The organism is Pseudomonas sp. A34-9, assembly GCF_029543085.1.
GTDB lineage: Bacteria > Pseudomonadota > Gammaproteobacteria > Pseudomonadales > Pseudomonadaceae > Aquipseudomonas.
Genome location: NZ_CP119967.1, coordinates 152956 through 175134, shown reverse-complemented (window position 1 = coordinate 175134; position 22179 = coordinate 152956). Strand labels below are relative to the sequence as shown.

Sequence of the window (22179 nt, the reverse complement as noted above, 5' to 3'; positions counted from 1 at the left end):
GAACTTCTTGTCTTGAATCACAGCAAAACGTGGCGCTGCGTCGGATGATGGCAACCAGATTGACCGTATGTCGGAAAGTTCAAAACAGGAACTGGATCACACGCTGAAGGACAGGTCGCCGCGGAAATATCAATGTGACATTAGTGGGGCGATTGTTTAGGATGGCACCCATAAGGTCAATAGTTTGGCATAAAGTTAATAGCGAAAGAATCTAGCCAAAATATTGACGAAGGCATGCGTCAAACTTGTTTCGCAAATTTTTAAAGTACGTCCAGACTGAATCGGCGCCCATGCCATCAGGTCCATGGAAGTCAACTGAACGTGACACCCCGGAGAGTCTTCAATGAGCAGTGTTGTTGCCATCGTCAAAAGCATTGTCGGTCAGGTATTCGTGGTGTCCCCAGAGGGCGTGCGTCGCGTACTCGTTGAAGGCGATCGCCTGTTTGTCGGCGACCAGATTGATACCGGCCTCTCCGGTGCCGTGTCGCTTGAACTGGCCGATGGCCGCACCCTTGATCTGGGCCGCGAAACCCAGTGGAGCGCCAACGCGCCCGACTCCAGCACTGACCTGGCTGAAGCCACCGCGCAGGCTGCGCCGTCAGTAGCAGAACTGCAGCAAGCCATCGCCGCCGGTGTCGACCCGACCACCGCGCTGGATGCCACTGCTGCAGGCCCGAGCGCCGCCGGCACTGGCGGTGCCGCCGGGGGCGGCCACAGTTTCGTGATGCTCGACGCCACCGCTGGCCGCGTTGATCCGACCATTGGCTTCCCGACCGCGGGCATCAACGCTGCCGGTCAGGCTGCGCAGAACATCACCGGTGGCCAGACCACCGACACCACCACCAACGCCCTGCGTGAGTCGACCCTGAGCCTCAGCGCCACGCCGACCATCACCGAAGCCGGCGGCGTGCTGGTCTACACCGCGACCCTGACCCAGGCGCCGCTGACCGACCTGACCATCACCCTGTCCAACGGCGCGGTGATCGTGATTCCGGCAGGCTCCACCACCGGCACCGTCAACGTGCCGCTGGCACCAAACGACACCGTTTATAACGACCCTTCGCAAATCGACGTAACCGTCACCGGCACCACCGGCGGCAATGGCATCACCGTGACCCCGCCGACCACTCCGGCGACGACCCAGGTCACCGACACCATCGACACCACCACCGTCACCCTGACGGCGGGGCCGAGTGTCACCGAAGGCGGGCAGATCACTTACACCGCGACCCTGACCAACCCGGCGCAAACCCCGGTGACCGTGACCCTGTCGAACGGCTCGACCATCACCATCGGCGCCGGCCAGACCACTGGCACCGTCAACGTGCCGACCCCGGCCAATGACGTCTATAACAACGGCAGCACCGTCACCACCACCATCACCGGTGCCAGCGGCGGCAACTTCGAAAACCTGGTGCCGAACCCGACGCCAGCGGTGACCACCATCACCGATTCGATCGATAACACCGGCCTGACCCTGACCGCCACCGGCACAGTGGTCGAGGGCGGCCAGATCACCTACACCGCGACCCTGACCAACCCGGCGCAAACACCGGTCACCGTCACCCTGTCGAACGGTTCGACCATCACCATTGAAGCCGGCCAGACCACCGGCACCGTCAACGTGCCGACCGCGCCCAACGACGTCTACAACAATGGCGGCACCGTTAGCACCACGATTACCGGTGCAACCGGTGGCAACTTCGAAAACCTGGTGCCGAACACGACGCCAGCGACCACCACCGTGACCGACTCGATCGACACCACCAGCGTGAGCCTCACCGCCACCGGTACGGTCGTCGAAGGTGGCCAGATCACCTACACCGCGACGCTGACCAACGCCGCACAAACACCGGTCACCATTACCTTGTCGAACGGTTCGACCATCACCATTGATGCCGGCAAGACCAGCGGCAGCGTCAACGTGCCAACCGCACCGAACGACGTCTACAACAATGGCGGCACCGTCAGCACCACCATTACCGGTACATCCGGCGGCAACTTCGAGAACCTGGTGCCGAACACGACGCCAGCGACCACCACCATCACCGATTCGATCGACAACACCGGCCTGAGCCTCAGCGCTACCGGCTCTGTTGCCGAGGGTGGCTCGATCGTTTACACCGCAACCCTGACCAATGCCGCGCAAACTCCGGTGACCGTGACCCTGAGCAACGGTTCGGTGATCACCATCGAAGCGGGCAAGACCACCGGCACCGTGACCGTTCCGGCGCCTGCCGATGACGTCTACAAAGACGCCGGCAAAGTTGAAGTGACGATCAAGGACGCCACGGGCGGCAACTTCGAGAATCTGGTGCCGAGCACCGTTCCGGCCGTCACCGAAGTCACTGACACCATCGACACCTCGACCGTGAAACTGAGCGCCGATACCTCGGTTGCGGAAGGTGGCACCGTCACTTACACCGCCACCGTTGGTGCGCCAGTGACCGGTTCGCCCGTCGTCGTGACCCTGGCCAACGGTCAGCAGATCACCATCGACATCGGCAAAACCACCGGCACCGTGACCGCCACCGCGCCGAACGACGCGTTGGCTGGTAATGCACCGCTGACCAACTCGATCACTGGTGTTTCCGGCGGTAATTACGAAGACCTGGTGGCCGACAAGACCCCGGTTTCGACCACTGTCACTGACGTCACCGACACCACCAACCTGTCGCTGAGCGCGACGGGTTCTGTGGCTGAGGGCGGCTCGATTGTTTACACCGCCACTCTGACCAACCCGGCCGGTACGCCGGTGACAGTGACCCTGAGCAACGGCTCGGTGATCACCATCGAGGCGGGTAAAACCACGGGTACCGTGACTGTTCCGGCACCTGCCGATGACGTCTACAAGGACGCCGGCAAAGTCGAAGTGACCATCAAGGACGCCTCGGGCGGCAACTTCGAGAATCTGGTGCCGAGCACCGTTCCGGCCGTCACCGAAGTCACTGACACCATCGACACCTCGACCGTGAAACTGACCGCCGACACTACCGTGGCTGAAGGTGGCACCGTCACTTACACCGCCACCGTTGGTGCGCCGGTGACCGGTTCGCCAGTTGTGGTGACTTTGGCCAACGGCCAGACCATCACCATCGACATCGGCAAAACTACCGGTTCCGTAACAGCCACCGCGCCAAATGACGCCTTGACCGGTCACGCGCCGATCACCAACGCGATCACGGGCGTGAGCGGCGGCAATTACGAAGACCTCGTTGCCGATAAAACCCCGGTCAGCACCACGGTCACTGACACGACTGACACCACAGACCTGACGCTGAGCGCGACGGGCACCGTGGCCGAAGGCGGCCAGATCACTTACACCGCGACCTTGACCAACGCCGCTGGCTCGCCAGTCACCGTGACCCTGTCGAACGGTTCGGTCATCACCATCGAAGCCGGTAAAACCACCGGCACCATCACCGTTCCGGCACCTGCCGATGACGTCTATAAAGACGCCGGCAAAGTCGAAGTCACGATCAAGGACGCTACTGGCGGCAACTTCGAGAACCTCGTTCCGAGCACTACGCCAGCCGTCACCGATGTGACCGATACCATCGACACCTCAACGGTCAAACTGACGGCCGACACCACCGTGGCTGAAGGCGGCACCGTTACTTACACCGCGACCGTTGGCGCGCCAGTCACCGGCTCGCCTGTGATCGTGACCCTGGCCAACGGCCAGAGCATCACCATCGAAGTGGGTAAAACCACTGGCACCGTCACCACCACGGCGCCGAACGACGCGCTGGTGGGTCAGGCACCACTGAGCAACTCGATTACTGGCGTCACCGGCGGCAACTACGAAAACCTCGTGGCCGACAAAACCCCGGTCAGCACCAGCGTGACCGATACCACCGACACCACCAACCTGTCGCTGAGTGCGACCGGTTCCGTGGCTGAAGGTGGCCAGATCACTTACACCGCCACGCTGACCAACGCTGCGGGTTCGCCAGTGACCGTGACGCTGAGCAACGGCTCGGTGATCACCATCGAGGCAGGCAAAACCACGGGCACCGTGACCGTTCCAGCGCCAGCCGATGACGTCTATAAAGACGCCGGCAAAGTCGAAGTGACGATCAAGGACGCCACCGGCGGCAACTTCGAGAACCTGGTACCGAGCACCACTCCGGCCGTCACCGAAGTCACCGACACCATTGACACCTCGACCGTAAAACTAAGCGCTGATAGTTCGGTGGCTGAGGGCGGCACCGTTACTTACACCGCTACCGTTGGCGCGCCAGTCACCGGTTCGCCTGTCGTAGTGACCTTGGCCAACGGCCAGCAGATCACTATCGAAGTGGGTAAAACCACCGGCACCGTGACTACTACTGCGCCGAACGACGCGCTGACCGGCCACGCGCCGCTGAGTAATTCGATCACTGAAGTCAGTGGTGGCAACTACGAAAACCTCGTGGCCGACAAGACGCCGGTTTCGACCAACGTCACCGATACTGTCGACACCACCAACCTGTCGTTGAGCGCCACCGGTTCCGTGGCTGAAGGCGGTTCGATCGTTTACACCGCGACCCTGACCAATGCTGCGGGCTCGCCGGTCACCGTGACCCTGAGCAACGGCGCAGTCATCACCATCGAGGCCGGCAAAACCACTGGCACCGTGACCGTTCCGGCGCCGGCGGATGACGTTTACAAAGACGCGGGCAAGGTCGAAGCGACCATTTCGACTGCCACTGGCGGCAACTTCGAGAACCTGGTGCCGAGCACCGTTCCGGCCGTCACCGAAGTCACTGACACTATCGACACCTCGACCGTGAAACTGACCGCCGACACCACAGTGGCTGAGGGTGGCACCGTCACTTACACCGCTACCGTTGGCGCGCCAGTCACCGGCTCGCCTGTGATCGTGACCCTGGCCAACGGCCAGAGCATCACCATCGAAGTCGGCAAAACCACGGGCACCATCACCACCACGGCACCGAACGACGCACTGGTGGGCCAGGCGCCGCTGAGCAACTCGATTACTGGCGTCACCGGCGGCAACTACGAAAACCTCGTGGCCGACAAAACCCCGGTCAGCACCAGCGTGACCGACACCACCGACACCACCAATCTGTCGCTGAGTGCGACCGGGACTGTGGCTGAGGGCGGTTCGATTGTTTACACCGCGACCCTGACCAACCCGGCTGGCACGCCAGTCACCGTGACGCTTTCCAACGGTTCGGTCATCACTATCGAAGCGGGCAAGACCACTGGCACCGTGACCGTTCCAGCCCCTGCCGATGACGTCTACAAAGACGCCGGCAAAGTCGAAGTGACCATCAAGGATGCGTCCGGCGGCAACTTCGAGAACCTCGTTCCGAGCACTACCCCAGCCGTCACCGAAGTCACTGACACCGTCGACACCACCACCGTAAAACTGACCGCCGACACCACCGTGGCTGAAGGTGGCACTGTCACTTACACCGCTACCGTTGGTGCGCCAGTCACCGGTTCGCCGGTCGTGGTGACGTTGGCCAACGGTCAGCAGATCACCATTGAAGTCGGTAAAACCACCGGCACCGTCACCACCACCGCGCCGAACGATGCGCTGACCGGTCAGGCGTCGCTGGGCAACTCGATCACTGGCGTCAGCGGCGGCAACTACGAAAACCTCGTAGCAGACAAAACCCCGGTCAGTACCAGCGTGACGGACACTGTCGATACCACCAACCTCTCGCTCAGCGCCACCAACTCGGTCGCCGAGGGCGGTTCGATCACCTACACCGCGACACTGACCAACGCCGCTGGCTCGCCAGTGACCGTAACCCTGTCGAACGGCGCCGTGATCACCATCGAGGCTGGCAAAACCACTGGCACCGTGACCGTTCCAGCCCCGGCTGATGACGTTTACAAAGACGCGGGCAAAGTCGAAGCGAGCATTTCGACCGCGACTGGCGGCAACTTCGAGAACCTGGTGCCGAGCACCGTTCCGGCCGTGACTGAAGTCACCGATACCATCGACACCACCACCGTCAAACTGACCGCGACCGAGTCGGCGGCGGAAGGTGGCACCGTTACTTACACCGCGACTGTTGGCGCTCCAGTGACCGGTGCGCCGGTCGTCGTAACCCTGGCCAATGGTCAGCAGATCACCATTGAAGTAGGCAAAACCACCGGCACCGTGACCACCAGCGCACCGAACGATGCGTTGACCGGTCACGCGCCGCTGACCAACGCGATCACTGATGTGAGCGGCGGCAACTACGAGAATCTGGTGGCCGACAAGACCCCGGTTTCGACCAGCGTCACCGATACCGTCGACACCACCAACCTGTCGCTGACCGCCACTGGCACCGTGGCGGAAGGCGGCTCGATTGTTTACACCGCGACCCTGACCAACCCGGCTGGCACCCCGGTCACCGTGACCCTGTCGAACGGCGCCGTGATCACCATCGAAGCGGGCAAAACAACGGGCACCGTGACCGTTCCAGCCCCAGGCGATGACGTCTACAAAGATGCCGGCAAGGTCGAAGTGAGCATCAAGGACGCCACCGGCGGCAACTTCGAGAACCTTGTTCCGAGCACGACGCCAGCCGTCACTGACGTGACCGACACCATCGACACCTCGACCGTCAAACTGACCGCCACCGAGTCCGCTGCTGAAGGTGGCACCGTCACCTACACCGCGACTGTCGGTGCGCCAGTGACGGGTTCGCCGGTTGTCGTGACCCTGGCCAACGGCCAGAACATCACCATCGAAGTGGGCAAAACCACCGGCACCGTGACCACCGCCGCGCCAAACGACGCGCTGACCGGTCACGCGCCGCTGACCAACTCGATCACTGACGTCACCGGCGGCAACTACGAAAACCTCGTGGCCGACAAAACCCCGGTCAGCACCACGGTGACCGACACCGTCGACACCACCAACCTGTCGCTCAGTGCCACTGGCGCGGTGAACGAAGGTGGCCAGATCACCTACACCGCGACCTTGACCAACGCTGCCGGCAGCCCGGTCACCGTAATGTTGAGCAATGGCGCGACCATCACCATCGAGGCCGGTAAAACCACCGGCACCGTGACCGTCGACGCACCGAAGGACGACGTCTACAAAGACGCCGGCACTGTTGAAGCGACTATCAAGGGCGCGACCGGTGGCGACTTCGAAAACCTCGTCACCAGCACGACTCCGGCGGTCACCACCGTCAACGACACCATCGACACGTCCACCGTGTCGCTGACCGCCACGGCCAACGTCGCCGAAGGCGAAACCGTGGTCTACACCGCGACCGTGACCGCGCCAGTGACCGGTTCGCCGGTTGTCGTGACCCTGTCCAACGGCCAGACCATCACCATCGCTGTCGGTGAAACCACTGGCACCGTGAACTTCGTCGCGCCGAACAGCCCATTGGCGGGCGGCAGCTCGTTGAGCGTGACCATCGACGGCGCGACTGGTGGCAACTACGAAAAACTCGCGGTCGACGGCAAGTCTGCCGACACCGCGGTTTCAGACACCACCGACACCACCAACCTGAACCTGACCGCGACCGATTCGGTGGCTGAAGGCGGTTCGATCGTTTACACCGCAACGCTGACCAACCCGGCCGGCACACCGGTGACTGTGACCCTGTCGAACGGCGCCGTAATCACCATCGACGCGGGTAAAACCACTGGCACCGTCACTGTCCCGGCTCCGGCTGATGACGTTTACAAAGACGCGGGCAAAGTCGAAGCGACTATTTCGACTGCCACCGGCGGCAACTTCGAGAACCTGGTGCCGAGCACCGTTCCGGCCGTGACCAACGTCACCGACACCATCGACACCACCACCGTCAAACTGACCGCTACCGAGTCGGCGGCTGAGGGTGGCACCGTTACTTACACCGCGACTGTTGGCGCGCCAGTCACCGGTTCGCCGGTGGTCGTGACCCTGGCTAACGGTCAGACCATCACCATTGGTGTTGGCCAGACCACCGGCACCGCAACCACCACCGCGCCGAACGATGCATTGACCGGCCATGCGCCGATCACCAATGCAATCACTGAGGTGAGCGGTGGTAACTACGAAAACCTGGTAGCCGACAAGACCCCGGTTTCGACCAACGTCACCGACATCGTCGACACCACTAACCTGTCGCTGACTGCGACCGGTACCGTGGCTGAAGGCGGCTCGATTGTTTACACCGCAACGCTGACCAACCCGGCCGGCACCCCGGTCACCGTGACCCTGTCGAACGGCGCCGTGATCACCATCGAAGCGGGCAAGACTTCCGGCACCGTGACTGTCGCTGCGCCAGCCGATGACGTCTACAAGGACGCGGGCAAAGTCGAAGCGACCATTTCGACCGCGACTGGCGGCAACTTCGAAAACCTGGTGCCGAGCACTGTTCCAGCGGTCACTCAGGTCACCGACACCATCGACACGTCGACCGTGAAACTGACGGCTGATACTTCCGTGGCTGAAGGCGGCACCGTTACCTACACCGCCACTGTCGGCGCTCCCGTGACCGGTTCGCCAGTTGTAGTGACCCTGGCCAACGGTCAGAACATCACCATCGAAGTCGGCAAAACCACCGGTACCGTGACCTTCACCGCACCAAACGATGCGCTGACCGGCCACGCGCCTGTGACCAACTCGATCACCGGCGTAACCGGCGGCAACTACGAAAACCTCGTGGCCGACAAGACACCGGTGTCGACCAATGTCACTGATACCGTCGACACCACCAACCTGACGCTGAGCGCTACGGGTTCTGTGGCCGAGGGCGGTTCGATCGTTTACACCGCGACCTTGACCAACGCCGCTGGCTCGCCAGTGACCGTGACGTTGAGTAACGGCGCGGTGATCACCATCGAAGCCGGCAAAACCACGGGCACCGTATCTGTTCCAGCGCCAGCCGATGACGTTTACAAAGACGCGGGCAAAGTCGAAGCGACCATTTCCACCGCCACCGGTGGCAACTTCGAGAACCTGGTGCCAAGCACTGTACCGGCCGTGACCCAGGTCACCGACACCATCGATACCTCGACCGTGAAACTGACGGCTGATACCTCCGTGGCTGAAGGCGGCACCGTCACCTACACCGCCACTGTTGGCGCGCCAGTGACCGGTTCGCCGGTCGTGGTGACCCTGGCCAACGGTCAGAACATCACCATCGAAGTCGGCAAAACCACCGGCACCGTGACCTTCACCGCACCAAACGATGCGTTGACCGGCCACGCGCCTGTGACCAACTCGATCACCGGCGTCACCGGCGGCAACTACGAAAACCTCGTGGCCGACAAGACACCGGTGTCGACCAATGTCACCGACACCGTCGACACCACCAACCTGACGCTGTCCGCCACTGGCACCGTCGCCGAAGGTGGCCAGATCACCTACACCGCGACCCTGACCAACGCTGCGGGTTCGCCAGTCACCGTGACCCTGTCGAACGGCGCTGTGATCACCATCGACGCCGGTAAAACCACCGGCACCGTGACCGTTCCAGCCCCGGCCGACGACGTCTACAAAGACGCCGGCACCGTGCAGGCCACGATCAGCAACGCCACCGGTGGCAACTTCGAAAACCTGGTGCCGAGCACGACTCCGGCTATCACCAGCGTCACCGACACCATCGATACCACCACCGTCAAACTGACCGCGACCGAGTCGGCGGCTGAGGGTGGCACCGTTACCTACACCGCGACTGTCGGTGCGCCAGTAACCGGTTCGCCCGTGGTCGTGACGCTGGCCAACGGTCAGAACATCACCATCGAAGTGGGCAAAACCACCGGCACCGTGACCACCACCGCGCCGAACGATGCGCTGACCGGTCAGGCGCCACTGACCAACTCGATCACCAACGTCAGCGGCGGCAATTACGAAAATCTGGTGGCCGACAAGACCCCGGTTTCGACCACGGTCACCGATACCGTCGACACCACCCACCTTTCGCTGAGCGCGACTGGTTCGGTCGCTGAAGGTGGCTCGATCGTTTACACCGCAACGCTGACCAACGCGGCTGGCTCGCCGGTCACCGTGACCCTGTCGAACGGCGCCGTGATCACCATCGAGGCCGGTAAAACCACCGGCACCGTCACCGTCGCAGCGCCGGCGGACGACGTTTACAAAGATGCAGGCAAAGTCGAAGCAACCATTTCGACCGCGACCGGTGGCAACTTCGAAAACCTGGTGCCGAGCACGACTCCGGCTATCACCAGCGTTACCGATACCATCGACACCACCACCGTCAAACTGACCGCTACCGAATCGGCAGCGGAAGGTGGCACCGTCACTTACACCGCCACTGTCGGTGCGCCAGTGACTGGCTCGCCTGTGGTCGTGACCCTGGCCAATGGTCAGAACATCACCATCGAAGTCGGTAAAACCACCGGCACCGTGACCACCACCGCGCCGAACGATGCGCTGACCGGTCATGCACCGATTGGCAACGCGATCACTGGCGTGACCGGTGGCAACTACGAAAACCTCGTGGCCGACAAAACGCCAGTCAGCACCAACGTGACCGACACCATCGACACCACCAACCTGTCGCTGAGTGCTACGAACTCGGTCGCCGAGGGTGGCTCGATCGTTTACACCGCGACCCTGACCAACGCGGCTGGCTCGCCAGTGACCGTGACCCTGAGCAACGGCTCGGTCATCACCATCGAAGCGGGCAAAACCACCGGTACCGTGACCGTCCCAGCACCAGCCGATGACGTCTACAAAGACGCCGGCACCGTGCAGGCCACGATCAGCAACGCCACCGGTGGCAACTTCGAAAACCTGGTGCCGAGCACGACTCCGGCTATCACCAGTGTCACCGATACCATCGACACCACCACCGTCAAACTGACGGCGACCGGTACAGCGGCTGAAGGCGGAAACGTCGTCTACACCGCCACGGTCGGCGCGCCAGTGACCGGTTCGCCGGTTGTCGTGACCCTGGCCAATGGTCAGCAGATCACTATCGACATCGGCAAAACCACCGGCACTGTGACCACCACCGCACCGAACGACGCGTTGACCGGTCATGCACCGTTGACCAACGCGATCACCAACGTCAGCGGCGGCAACTACGAAAATCTGGTGGCCGACAAAACCCCGGTCAGCACCACCGTGACCGACACTGTCGACACCACCAACCTGACGCTGTCCGCGACCAGCACCGTGGCCGAGGGTGGCCAGATCACCTACACAGCGACCCTGACCAATGCGGCAGGCTCGCCAGTGACCGTGACCCTGAGCAACGGCTCGGTAATCACCATCGAAGCAGGCAAAACCACCGGCACCGTGACCGTTTCAGCGCCAGCCGATGACGTCTACAAAGACGCCGGCACCGTGCAGGCCACGATCAGCAACGCCACCGGTGGCAGCTTCGAAAAACTGGTGACCAGCAACACGCCGGCCGTGACCAACGTCACCGACACCATCGACACCACCACCGTCAAACTGACCGCTACCGAATCGGCAGCGGAAGGTGGCACCGTCACTTACACCGCCACGGTCGGTGCGCCAGTGACTGGCTCGCCTGTGGTCGTGACCCTGGCCAATGGTCAAAACATCACCATCGAAGTCGGTAAAACCACCGGCACCGTGACCACCACTGCGCCGAACGACGCGCTGACCGGTCATGCGCCGATTACCAACGCGATTACTGGTGTTACTGGCGGCAACTACGAAAACCTCGTGGCCGACAAAACCCCGGTCAGCACCAACGTGACCGACACTGTCGACACGACCAATCTGTCGCTCAGCGCTACAAGCTCGGTCGCCGAGGGTGGCTCGATCGTTTACACCGCGACCCTGACCAACGCGGCTGGCTCGCCAGTGACCGTGACCCTGAGCAACGGCTCGGTCATCACCATCGAAGCGGGCAAAACCACCGGTACCGTGACCGTTCCTGCCCCGGCCGATGACGTCTACAAAGACGCCGGCACTGTGCAGGCAACGATCAAAACCGCAACCGGTGGCAGCTTCGAAAACCTGGTGCCGAGCACTACGCCGGCTGTGACCAGCGTCACCGATACCATCGACACCACCACCGTGAAACTGACCGCAACCGGCACAGCGGCTGAAGGCGGCAACGTCGTCTACACCGCCACCGTCGGTGCGCCTGTCACCGGTTCACCTGTTGTCGTGACTCTGGCCAACGGTCAGCAGATCACCATCGACATCGGCAAAACCACCGGCACCGTGACCACCACCGCACCGAACGATGCGCTGACCGGTCACGCACCGCTGACCAACTCGATCACCAACGTGACCGGTGGCAACTACGAGAACCTCGTGGCTGACAAAACGCCGGTCAGCACTACGGTGACCGACACTGTCGACACGACCAATCTGTCGCTCAGCGCGACCGGCACCGTGGCGGAAGGCGGTTCGATTGTTTACACCGCAACCCTGACCAACGCCGCTGGCTCGCCAGTGACCGTGACCCTGTCGAACGGCGCCGTCATCACGATTGAGGCGGGTAAAACCACCGGCACCGTGACCGTTCCAGCGCCAGCCGATGACGTCTACAAAGACGCCGGTACCGTGCAGGCCACGATCAGCACCGCCACCGGTGGCAACTTCGAAAACCTGGTGCCGAGCACGACTCCGGCTATCACCAGCGTCACCGATACCATCGACACCACCACCGTGAAGCTGACAGCAACGGCCACGGCGGCAGAGGGCGGCAACGTCGTCTACACCGCCACCGTCGGTGCGCCAGTGACAGGTTCGCCAGTTGTGGTCACCCTGTCGAACGGTCAGACCATCACCATTGGTGTTGGCCAGACCACCGGCACCGCGACCACCACCGCACCGAACGACGCGTTGACCGGTCATGCACCGCTGACCAACTCGATCACCAACGTGAGCGGCGGCAACTACGAAAACCTCGTGGCCGACAAGACGCCGGTCAGCACTACGGTGACCGACACTGTCGACACGACCAATCTGTCGCTCAGCGCGACCGGCACCGTGGCTGAAGGTGGCCAGATCACCTACACCGCGATCCTGACCAACGCCGCCGGCTCGCCAGTCACAGTGACCCTGAGCAATGGTTCGGTCATCACCATCGACGCCGGCAAAACCAGCGGCACCGTGACCGTCCCAGCACCAGCCGATGACGTCTACAAAGACGCCGGCACTGTGCAGGCAACGATCAAAACCGCAACCGGTGGCAGCTTCGAAAACCTGGTGACCAGCAACACACCAGCGGTGACCAGCGTCACCGACACCATCGACACCACCACGGTGAAGCTGACCGCAACCGGCACAGCGGCTGAAGGCGGCAACGTCGTCTACACCGCCACCGTCGGTGCGCCAGTCACCGGTTCACCTGTTGTCGTAACTCTGGCCAACGGCCAACAGATCACCATCGACATCGGCAAAACCACCGGCACGGTGACCACCACCGCACCGAACGATGCGTTGACCGGTCATGCACCGTTGACCAACTCGATCAGCAACGTCAGCGGCGGCAACTACGAAAATCTGGTGGCCGACAAAACCCCGGTCAGCACCACCGTGACCGACACCGTCGACACCACCAACCTGACGCTGTCCGCGACAGGTACCGTGGCCGAGGGTGGCCAGATCACCTACACCGCGACCCTGACCAACGCCGCTGGCTCGCCAGTGACCGTCACTCTAAGCAATGGCTCGGTGATCACCATCGAAGCAGGCAAAACCACTGGCACCGTGACTGTTCCGGCACCGGCTGACGACGTCTACAAAGACGCCGGCACCGTGCAGGCAACCATCACTGGCACCAGCGGCGGCAGCTTCGAAAACCTTGTGACCAACACCACGCCAGCGGTGACCAACGTCACTGACACCATCGACACCACCACGGTCAGCATCACTGGCAGCAGTTCGGTGACCGAAGGCCAGACCGCCAGCTACACGGTCAGCCTGAACCACCCGGCGCAAACCGAAGTAACCCTGAAAATCGTCTACAGCGGCACCGCCGCCGACGGTTCGGACTTCACTGGTGTGTACACCGTGAAGATCCCGGCCGGGGCGAGCAGCGCGCAGTTCAACGTCGCCACCATCGATGACAAGATCACCGAAGGCACCGAGAACTTCGTGGTCAAGATCGATTCGGCCACCGGCGGCAACTTCGAGAACCTCGCGGTCAGCAGCACCAACGGCAGCGTCAGCACTTCGATCATCGACAACGATGCGCCACCGGTCATCGACCTGGATGCCAACAACTCCAGCGGCGCCACCGGTGCCGACTACAAAGTGACGTTCACCGAGAACACCCCGGGCGCGGGTGTGTCGATTGCCGACACCGATATCAAGATCACCGACCCGGACAGCACCATGCTCACCGGCGCCACCGTGGTCCTGACCAACCGTCAGGACGGCGATGCGCTGAACCTGGGCAACAGCGTCAACGGCATCACCATCAATGCCAACAGCACCAACGGCACCGTGACCCTGACCTTGTCGGGCAACGCGACGCTGGCCGACTACATGCAGGCGATCAAGAACATCAGCTTCACCAACAGCAGTGAAGACCCGAGCACCGTGCCGCGGATCATCACCGTGACCGTGACGGATGGTGGCAACTACTCCAACACCGCGACCACTACGGTCAACGTGGTGGCGATCAACGATGCCCCGGTAGCTGCACCGGTCAACGTCACCGGCACTGAAGACACGCCACTGATCCTCGGTTGGTCGACCTTCGGTGTAACAGACGTCGACAGCCCGGCCAGCAGCCTCGGGGTGAAAATCACCCAGCTGCCGGGCGAAGGCAAACTGCAGTACCTCGACGGTTCGACCTGGAAAGACGTCGCCAACAACCAGACCTTCAGCAAGGCTGACATCGACGCGGGCAAGCTGCGCTTCCTGCCGGATGCCAACGAGTCGGGCGTCAACGGTTACGGCGGCACCGGCCTGGGCAACAACCAGGCGGACTACGCACAGATCAAATTCCAGCCAACCGACGGCCAACTGCTGGGCAACACCGGCACCGTGAAGATCGACATCACGCCGGTGGCGGATGCACCGACCGTGAGCGTCGCCGACAACAGCGTGAAGTCCACCGGGCTGATCAAGGAAGTCTGGACCGGTCTGTCGGGTCTGGGCACCAACGGCAATGGCGCGGATTCGACCACGTTGAAAAACGTCATCGACGGTGCCGGCACTCCGAACACCAGCACTAACGTGAACAACGTGCAGTCTGACGGCAGCGTGACGGCCGGTACTGCCTCGAAGACGTCGGGCCTGATCTATCTGGAAGCCGGCAAGACCTACACCTTCAGCGGTATCGGTGATGACAGCCTGTTGGTGACCATCGGTGGCAAGAACGTGGCCTCGACAACGTGGGGCGCGGGCGGCAACCTCAACGGTTCGTTCACCCCGACCACCAGCGGTTACTACACCCTGGACATCTACCACCACAACCAGAGCGGCCCGGGCAGCTATGACGTCAACCTGTCGGTCAATGGCAGCACGCCAATCGACCTGAGCAGCACCGGCGTGCCGATCTACACCGGCGTGCAGGATCTGGTGAACTCGGGCGTGACCGTCTCCGATCTGCACGGCAGCAACGGCGAAGGCTATTACGACGGCTACAAGCTCAACACCGGCGCCGAAGGCACCACGGTGAAACTGTCGGCAATCACCACCGCGCTGACGGACACCGACGGCTCGGAAACCCTGAGCGTGAAGATCAGCGGCGCGCCAGTCGGCTCGGTGCTCAGCGATGGTGCGGGGCATACCTTCACCGTCACCGCCACCAGCGGCGACGCCAACATCACCGGCTGGAACCTCGGCAGCCTGACCGTGACCCCGCCGCCGTACTACAACGGCCAGTTCAACCTGACCGTGACCTCGACCTCCACCGAGATGGTCGGCGGTTCGGCCAGCAGCACCGCGACCATTCCAGTCACTGTGGTGCCGGCGGTCTACAACGCCATTGTTGCCACCTCGGCCGATGACACCTTCAGCGGCACCGATGGCAACGACATCATGGTTGCCGACATCGGCGGCCTGACCGTGGTGCCGGGCACCAACTACAACATCGCCTTCATGGTCGACAGCTCCGGCAGTATGAGCAGCTCGTCGATCAATGCGGCCAAGGACTCGCTGACCTCGGTGTTCAACACCCTGAAGCAGAGCCTGGGCGGCAGCAACTCGGGCACGGTGAACATCTTCCTGGTGGACTTCGATACCCAGGTCAACAAGTCGGTGTCGGTGAACCTCAACGACCCGAATGCGCTGACCCTGCTCAAAGCAGTACTGGACTCGATGAGCTCCGGCGGCGGCACCAACTACGAGGACGTGTTCAAAACCACGGCCAACTGGTTCCAGAGCGCCGACGCTGTGGCCAACACCGGGGCGAAAAACCTCACGTACTTCATCACCGACGGCCAGCCGACCTACTACCAGAGTGGCGAGCAGACCAACCCGACGCTGTACGGCAGCGTGAAGTTCGACAGCGTGGTGACCACCAGCAACTACAAGCTGGGCGACACCTTCAGCACCTATATCGACAACACGCATTACCTGAGCATCAACGCCAGCGGTTTTGCCCAGTTGCAGACCTACACGGCCCGTTATGGCTGGAGCACCACCAATCTGGGCACCGTTCACGCGCAGGGCGACGGCACTTACGAGTTGTCGAGTCTGGCCGGTAGCGGCAGCAGCACCACCTCGACCACCACCGACAACTCGACCAGCAGCTTCGCGTTGCTCAGTGGCCTGTCGAACGTGGAGGCCATCGGCCTGAACAGCGGCGTCAGCCTCAACGATCTGAAGCCTTACGATTCGGACAAGACGCCGCAGACCAACATCGATCCGAAGGATCTGGCCAACTCGATTATCGGCCACACCGAAGCAACGCTGCCGGGCAACGACACCGTCAGCGGTGGCGACGGCAATGACATCCTGTTCGGCGACCTGGTCAGCTTCAACGGCATTGCCGGCGAGGGTTATCAGGCGATGCAGGCGTTCGTCGCGCAGCAGACCGGCGTCGACGTCAGCAAAGTCACCACCAGCAATGTGCACCAGTACATCACCGAGCACTATCAGGCATTCGATGTGTCCGGCGCGCATGACGGCAACGACACGCTGTTGGGTGGCGCGGGCAATGACATCCTCTTCGGCTCGGGCGGCAACGACTTGCTCGATGGCGGCAAAGGCAATGACATCCTGCTCGGCGGCACCGGCAACGACACGCTGATCGGCGGTCAGGGCAACGACATCCTCATCGGCGGTTCGGGTGCCGACACCTTCGTCTGGAAGGCGGGCGACACCGGCAACGACGTGATCAAGGACTTCAAGGCCGCCGACGGTGACCGCATCGATCTGCGCGATTTGCTGCAGGGCGAGACCGGCAGCACCATTGACAACTTCCTGAAGATCACCACGGTCGACGGCACGTCGTCGCTGCAAGTCAGCTCGGCGGGCAAGTTCAATTCGGGCGACGCCGCTGCGGCAACCCCGGACGTGACGATCAAACTGGAAGGCAACAACTGGTCGAGCGCCAACATTCACAACCTGATTGCCGGCAGCGACCCGACCATCAAAGTCGACCACAACAACAGCTGATCCGTGAACAAAACGGCCGCCCCAATGGGGCGGCCGTCACGTTTGTGCTGACCGGACCGGTGACGATCGCGTCGCCGCACCGCATACTCGCGCGCAGTTGGCTATGCTGCTGACAGCATGACGCTGGTTCATTTCTGAGGGATGCTCAATGTTTTACGTGCAACGCGATGCGCAAGGTCTGTTGATTCGCGTGGAAGCCGCGGCCTACGCCGAGGCCACGGAAACGCTGCCGGCCGACAGCCATGAAATCCAGGCCTGGTTCGCCAACGAAGTGGTGGAAACCAGCCTGAAACAGCTCAAGCAGAGCGACTTTGAAATGATTCGGGTCCTCGACGACCTGATTCAGGTATTGACCCAGAAAGGCGTGATCCGCGTTACCGACCTGCCGCCGGCGGCCCAGGCCAAGTTGATGGACCGCACCCAGGCGCGGGAGGCGTTGGGCGGGTTGAGCCAGTTGATTGATGATGACGAGACCGGGTTGATCTGATCCGCTCAGAATCAAAAGCCCCTCACCCCAGCCCTCTCCCGGAGGGAGAGGGAGCCGACCGAGGTGTCTGGTGTCATACATCGGCCTGAGAAATCGAGTCGATTATGGATTCAGCAGGGGCCGACCGAGGTGTCTGGCGCCATACATCGGCCTGAGGAATCGAGTCGATTATGGATTCAGCAGGGGCCGACCGAGGTGTCTGGCGTCATACATCGGCCTGAGGAATCGAGTCGATTATGGATTCAGCGCAAATCGTTCACGTGGGCGTACTACGTCAATATCCCACGGTCAGTCCCCTCTCCCTCCGGGAGAGGGCTAGGGTGAGGGTTGCTTTTGCGATGACTCAACGCCAAGGCTTGGGCTCACCGAACAACTGCCCCTGAACCCCATACAACCCCATCTCGCGAATCACCGACAACTCCCCCTCCGTCTCGACCCGCTCGGCAATCAGCGGCAGGTCAATGCTGTGTGCCGCACGCTGGATCGCCTCGATGAACAAGCGCTTGTCACTCTCCTGATCAATCGCTCGAATGTAGCTGCCATCGATCTTCAAATACGCCAGCCCCAGCCGCGCCAGGTTGCCGATCATGCTGAAGCGCCCACCAAAGCGTTGCAGGCTCAGCGAGAAACCGAGTTCGCGCAGGCGCCGGGTCAATTGCTCCAGCACCGCTTGCTCGGGCAATTGCTCCTCACCGATCTCCAGGGTCAGCCGCGCGCCGAGGTTGGAATGTGCGCGCAGAATCTCGAAGACTCTGTTCAACGCCTGCGGGTCGGCGAGGGTCGCCGAGGACAGGTTCAGCGCCAGCGATTCCTCATGCGCTTTCATCTGCTCCAGCACGCGCTCGAGCATCAGGCGATCCAGTCGAGCGGTCCAGCCGAAGCGCTCCAGCCACGGCAGGAAGCGCCCGGCCGGAATGGTCTGGCCCTGATCATCGAGCAAGCGCGAGAGCACTTTGTAATGCAGCACCAGCTGCGTGTCTGCGGCGGCGACCACCGGCTGGAAATACAGCTCGAAACGTTGCTGACTCAAGGCCTGATCGAGCAAGCGGTGCCAGGCGTGGTGATCGTCGCCGACATCCGCCGTCAGGCTCTGATCGATGCACGCCCAGTTTTGCTCGCCCTGCCCTTCGGCTTGCGCCAGCGCCTGATCGCCAAGCGACAGTACCTGTTGCGGCGAATCACCGTGAGTGAACGGCGCCAGGCCGATCGACGCCACGGCAGCCACGTCGGTCGCCCCGGTGGCGTGCAGACTGCTCAAGGCGCTGTCGAGGTTCTGCGCCAGTTGCAGCGCTTCCTCTCGGACCAGCCCCGGCGCCAGTACGGCAAATTCACCGCCACGAATACGCGTGACAAGGTTCTGGGTTTCCGGGTACTTGGCGCATTCGCGCGACAACTGTTCGCCGACTGCTTTCAACAATTCATCGGTGCGCTGGCCACCGAGACGCTGGTTGAGCCCGGCCAGATCCTTGACCCGCAACAGCAGCAGATAACCGGAACTGGCCTGCTCCGGGTTGCTCACCCGATTATTCAACTGCATTTCGAAATAACGGCGGTTGGCCAATCCGGTGAGATTGTCCTGATAGGATTCGGCGCGCAGTTTTTCACTCCGCTCGGCCTGCTCCTGAAACAGCGCCTTGAGCTTCTCGACCATCTGGTTCATCGCCTGCACCACGCGACGCAACTCAGGCGTGCGCGGCAATTCCGGCAGGCTGAGAAACTCGCGACGGGCGATGGCGTGGGACTGCTTGACCATGTAATCCAGCGGCTTCAACTGCCGGCGCAGCAGCAGCGCGCCGAGCACGGCACTGATTGCACCGCAGATCAGCAGCCAACCGAGGCTGCCCAATGCGCTCTGCCACAGTTTGGCGACGGCGAACATCGGATGGCTGACCACCTCGACCCGCGCCGCCTGCTCCCAGCCACGGCTGACCAGTGCATCGCCACCGGCCGGTTCCAGGCCGATCAGTTTGACGAACCAATCGGGCACATTGGTGACGGCCGGAATGCCGCTGCGCTCGACAATGGTCTGATCGGTCTTCAGGTCGACCACGCGGATGCTCGCGTAGTAACCGCTGTCGAAAATCGAACTGACCAGCAACTCGACCATCGCCGGATCGTCGATATTCGGTGTCAGCGACAAGGCCAGCGCCGTCGCGGCGTCCTGCGCATGCGAACGCAACTGGTTGACGTACTGGGTGCGCGAGCTCTCCAGACTGACCATGAAGCTGCCAGTGAAGGCGACCACCAGGAACAGACAGATAGCGATCAACAGCTGTTTGAACAAAGACATCTGAGCGCGTGCTCCTAGTTAGTCGTCTCGACCGGGAAACCTTCGGCCTGCATTTTCTTCAAGACATCCTGCCAGCGCGACAGGCGTTTGGTATCACCGACCTTTTTGTTGCCCTTGGCGCCCGGCAGATACAACCCTTCAGCATTGAAAGAGTAGACCGGCAGCAAATCGGTTCGCTGCGACGCCGGCTGGATCGGGTCGATCAGGCTGTCGAGCACCAACGGCATGGCATCGGGGGTGGCATAGTAAGTCAGGACCATGTGCGCGCGGTTCTGGCGCAACGCTTTGACATAGGTGATGCGCAGCTTGTCACTGGAAACCCCGAGGTGGCGCAGACTGAAATACTTGGCAATTGCATAGTCTTCGCAGTCACCGGCGCCTTTCCACAATGCTTCGATCGGCGTTTCCCAATAATCGACCTCGTGCCACAGATCGATGTCCTCGACGTAGCGCACCTGTTTGTTGAAGAACAGGTTCACCACTTTGAGCTTTTCCATCTCGCTGACCTGCTTCTGCGTGGCCAGCAGATTCTGCCAGGCATCAATACGCTGCTGCCCGGCACCCAGCGGTCCGTAGAGTGCCGTGGCCTTGCGGCTGATCGTGGAAAAATCCCAATCGGCATGCAGACCGCCCAGCATGACGCCGGCCAGCAGCAGTGCGCAGCCTAGCCAGCGCAGCGTCCGGGGGATTGCGAAACGTACCGCCACAGCAGGTTTCCAGAGGGCAGGAAGGAAAGCGTTTGATGGTGAAGCTTAGCCCGGTAAAAAACAATGGCACCATGAGATCATCGCTGTCGCGCTAAACTTCATTTGCCAGCGCAATGTTTTACAAGGTTTGACAACCTGTAGAGCAATCACTAGTGTCATTTGGATCCAAATCAGGCCGACATACAGGGTGCGTAGTCGTGACACAGAAGCCCAAACCGCTGCACAGCATTAAAGTCGACGGACCGATTCCTGCGCATCTGGCCCGGTCGGTGATCGAAGAAACCCTGCGCTCGGCGATCCTCGATGGGCGTCTGCCCTGCGGCACTGCCTTGCGCCAGCAGGATCTGGCCGATTTGTTCGGCGTCAGCCGCATGCCGGTGCGCGAAGCCCTGCGCCAGCTCGAAGCCCAGGAACTGCTCAGCGTTACTGCGCACAAAGGCGCAGTGGTTGCCCCGCTGATTCAAGGCGATGCCACGCAAACCTACGAACTGCGCATCTTGCTCGAATCCGAAGCCATGCGGCAGTCGATTCCGCTGCTGACTGCTGCCGATCACGCCCTCGCGGCCGGTTACATCGAGGAACTGGAGGCGCAACACGATTACACGGAAATCGGCCGGCTCAACCGTTTGTTCCACATGGCCCTGTACAGCAAGGCGCCCAATCAACGCTTGCTGCGCCTGGTCGAAGACGGCCTCAACGAAGAGGAGCGCTTTCTGCGTTTCAACCTTGAGGCCATGGGTCTGGGCAAATTGTCCCAGGACGATCACCGGGCAATGCTGCAAGCCGTGCAGGACCGTGACGTTGAACTGTCAATCAAACTCCTTGAGCAGCACCTCAATCGCGGTGTCGAGGTGATTACCCGCTATCTCGCCACTCCCGCCGCACAAAGCCGCAAAGCCGCGCGCTGAACGCGCGCCTCCCGCGAATCACCCGCTTACAAATCCCCAAGCGATCTGCCAGCCCTCTGGCGGGCGGATCCGCGTTCCCGCTCTAACCTCCCTACGTCGTTAAGTCCGCAATTTGCACCCTGCCGGTGATGAATCGGTAATAGCCGTGGCGCTGATTTACCCGCACTCTTGAACGGCCAACCCCATAAAGAACGGGCGACGCGCCGCCCTGACGGCGCAGTCCCCGCACCAGGAACCTACGGAAGGAGCCTTGCCACGGGAAAAAGGAAGTCATGGCGCGGGGTCACGGCCAACTTCCGCCCCTT

The 22179-nt window shown here is 61.9% G+C and carries 5 protein-coding genes; 3 read left to right on the top strand and 2 right to left on the bottom strand.

The window, feature by feature from the left end; all coding sequences use genetic code 11:
- Nucleotides 1-343 precede the first annotated feature (343 nt).
- Nucleotides 344-17482 (top strand): immunoglobulin-like domain-containing protein, encoded by a 17139-nt coding sequence (locus P3G59_RS00750; protein ID WP_277760064.1) that lies wholly within the window; start codon nt 344-346, stop codon nt 17480-17482.
- Between the two features lie 148 nt (nt 17483-17630).
- Nucleotides 17631-17969, top strand: coding sequence for a tryptophan synthase subunit beta (locus P3G59_RS00745; RefSeq protein WP_158834481.1), 339 nt, complete (start codon nt 17631-17633; stop codon nt 17967-17969).
- A 343-nt stretch (nt 17970-18312) separates the two neighbouring features.
- On the opposite strand, the gene lapD is transcribed toward P3G59_RS00745, so the two are convergent.
- Both lapD and lapG read right to left on the bottom strand, forming a co-directional pair.
- Nucleotides 18313-20259, bottom strand: coding sequence for a cyclic di-GMP receptor LapD (gene lapD / locus P3G59_RS00740; RefSeq protein WP_277760063.1), 1947 nt, complete (start codon nt 20257-20259; stop codon nt 18313-18315).
- A gap of 14 nt (nt 20260-20273) precedes the next feature.
- Nucleotides 20274-20966 (bottom strand): cysteine protease LapG, encoded by a 693-nt coding sequence (gene lapG, locus P3G59_RS00735; protein WP_095113878.1) that lies wholly within the window; start codon nt 20964-20966, stop codon nt 20274-20276.
- A 197-nt stretch (nt 20967-21163) separates the two neighbouring features.
- On the opposite strand from lapG, the gene P3G59_RS00730 reads away from it, so the two are divergent.
- Nucleotides 21164-21874, top strand: coding sequence for a GntR family transcriptional regulator (locus P3G59_RS00730; protein WP_277760062.1), 711 nt, complete (start codon nt 21164-21166; stop codon nt 21872-21874).
- Nucleotides 21875-22179: the final 305 nt, after the last annotated feature.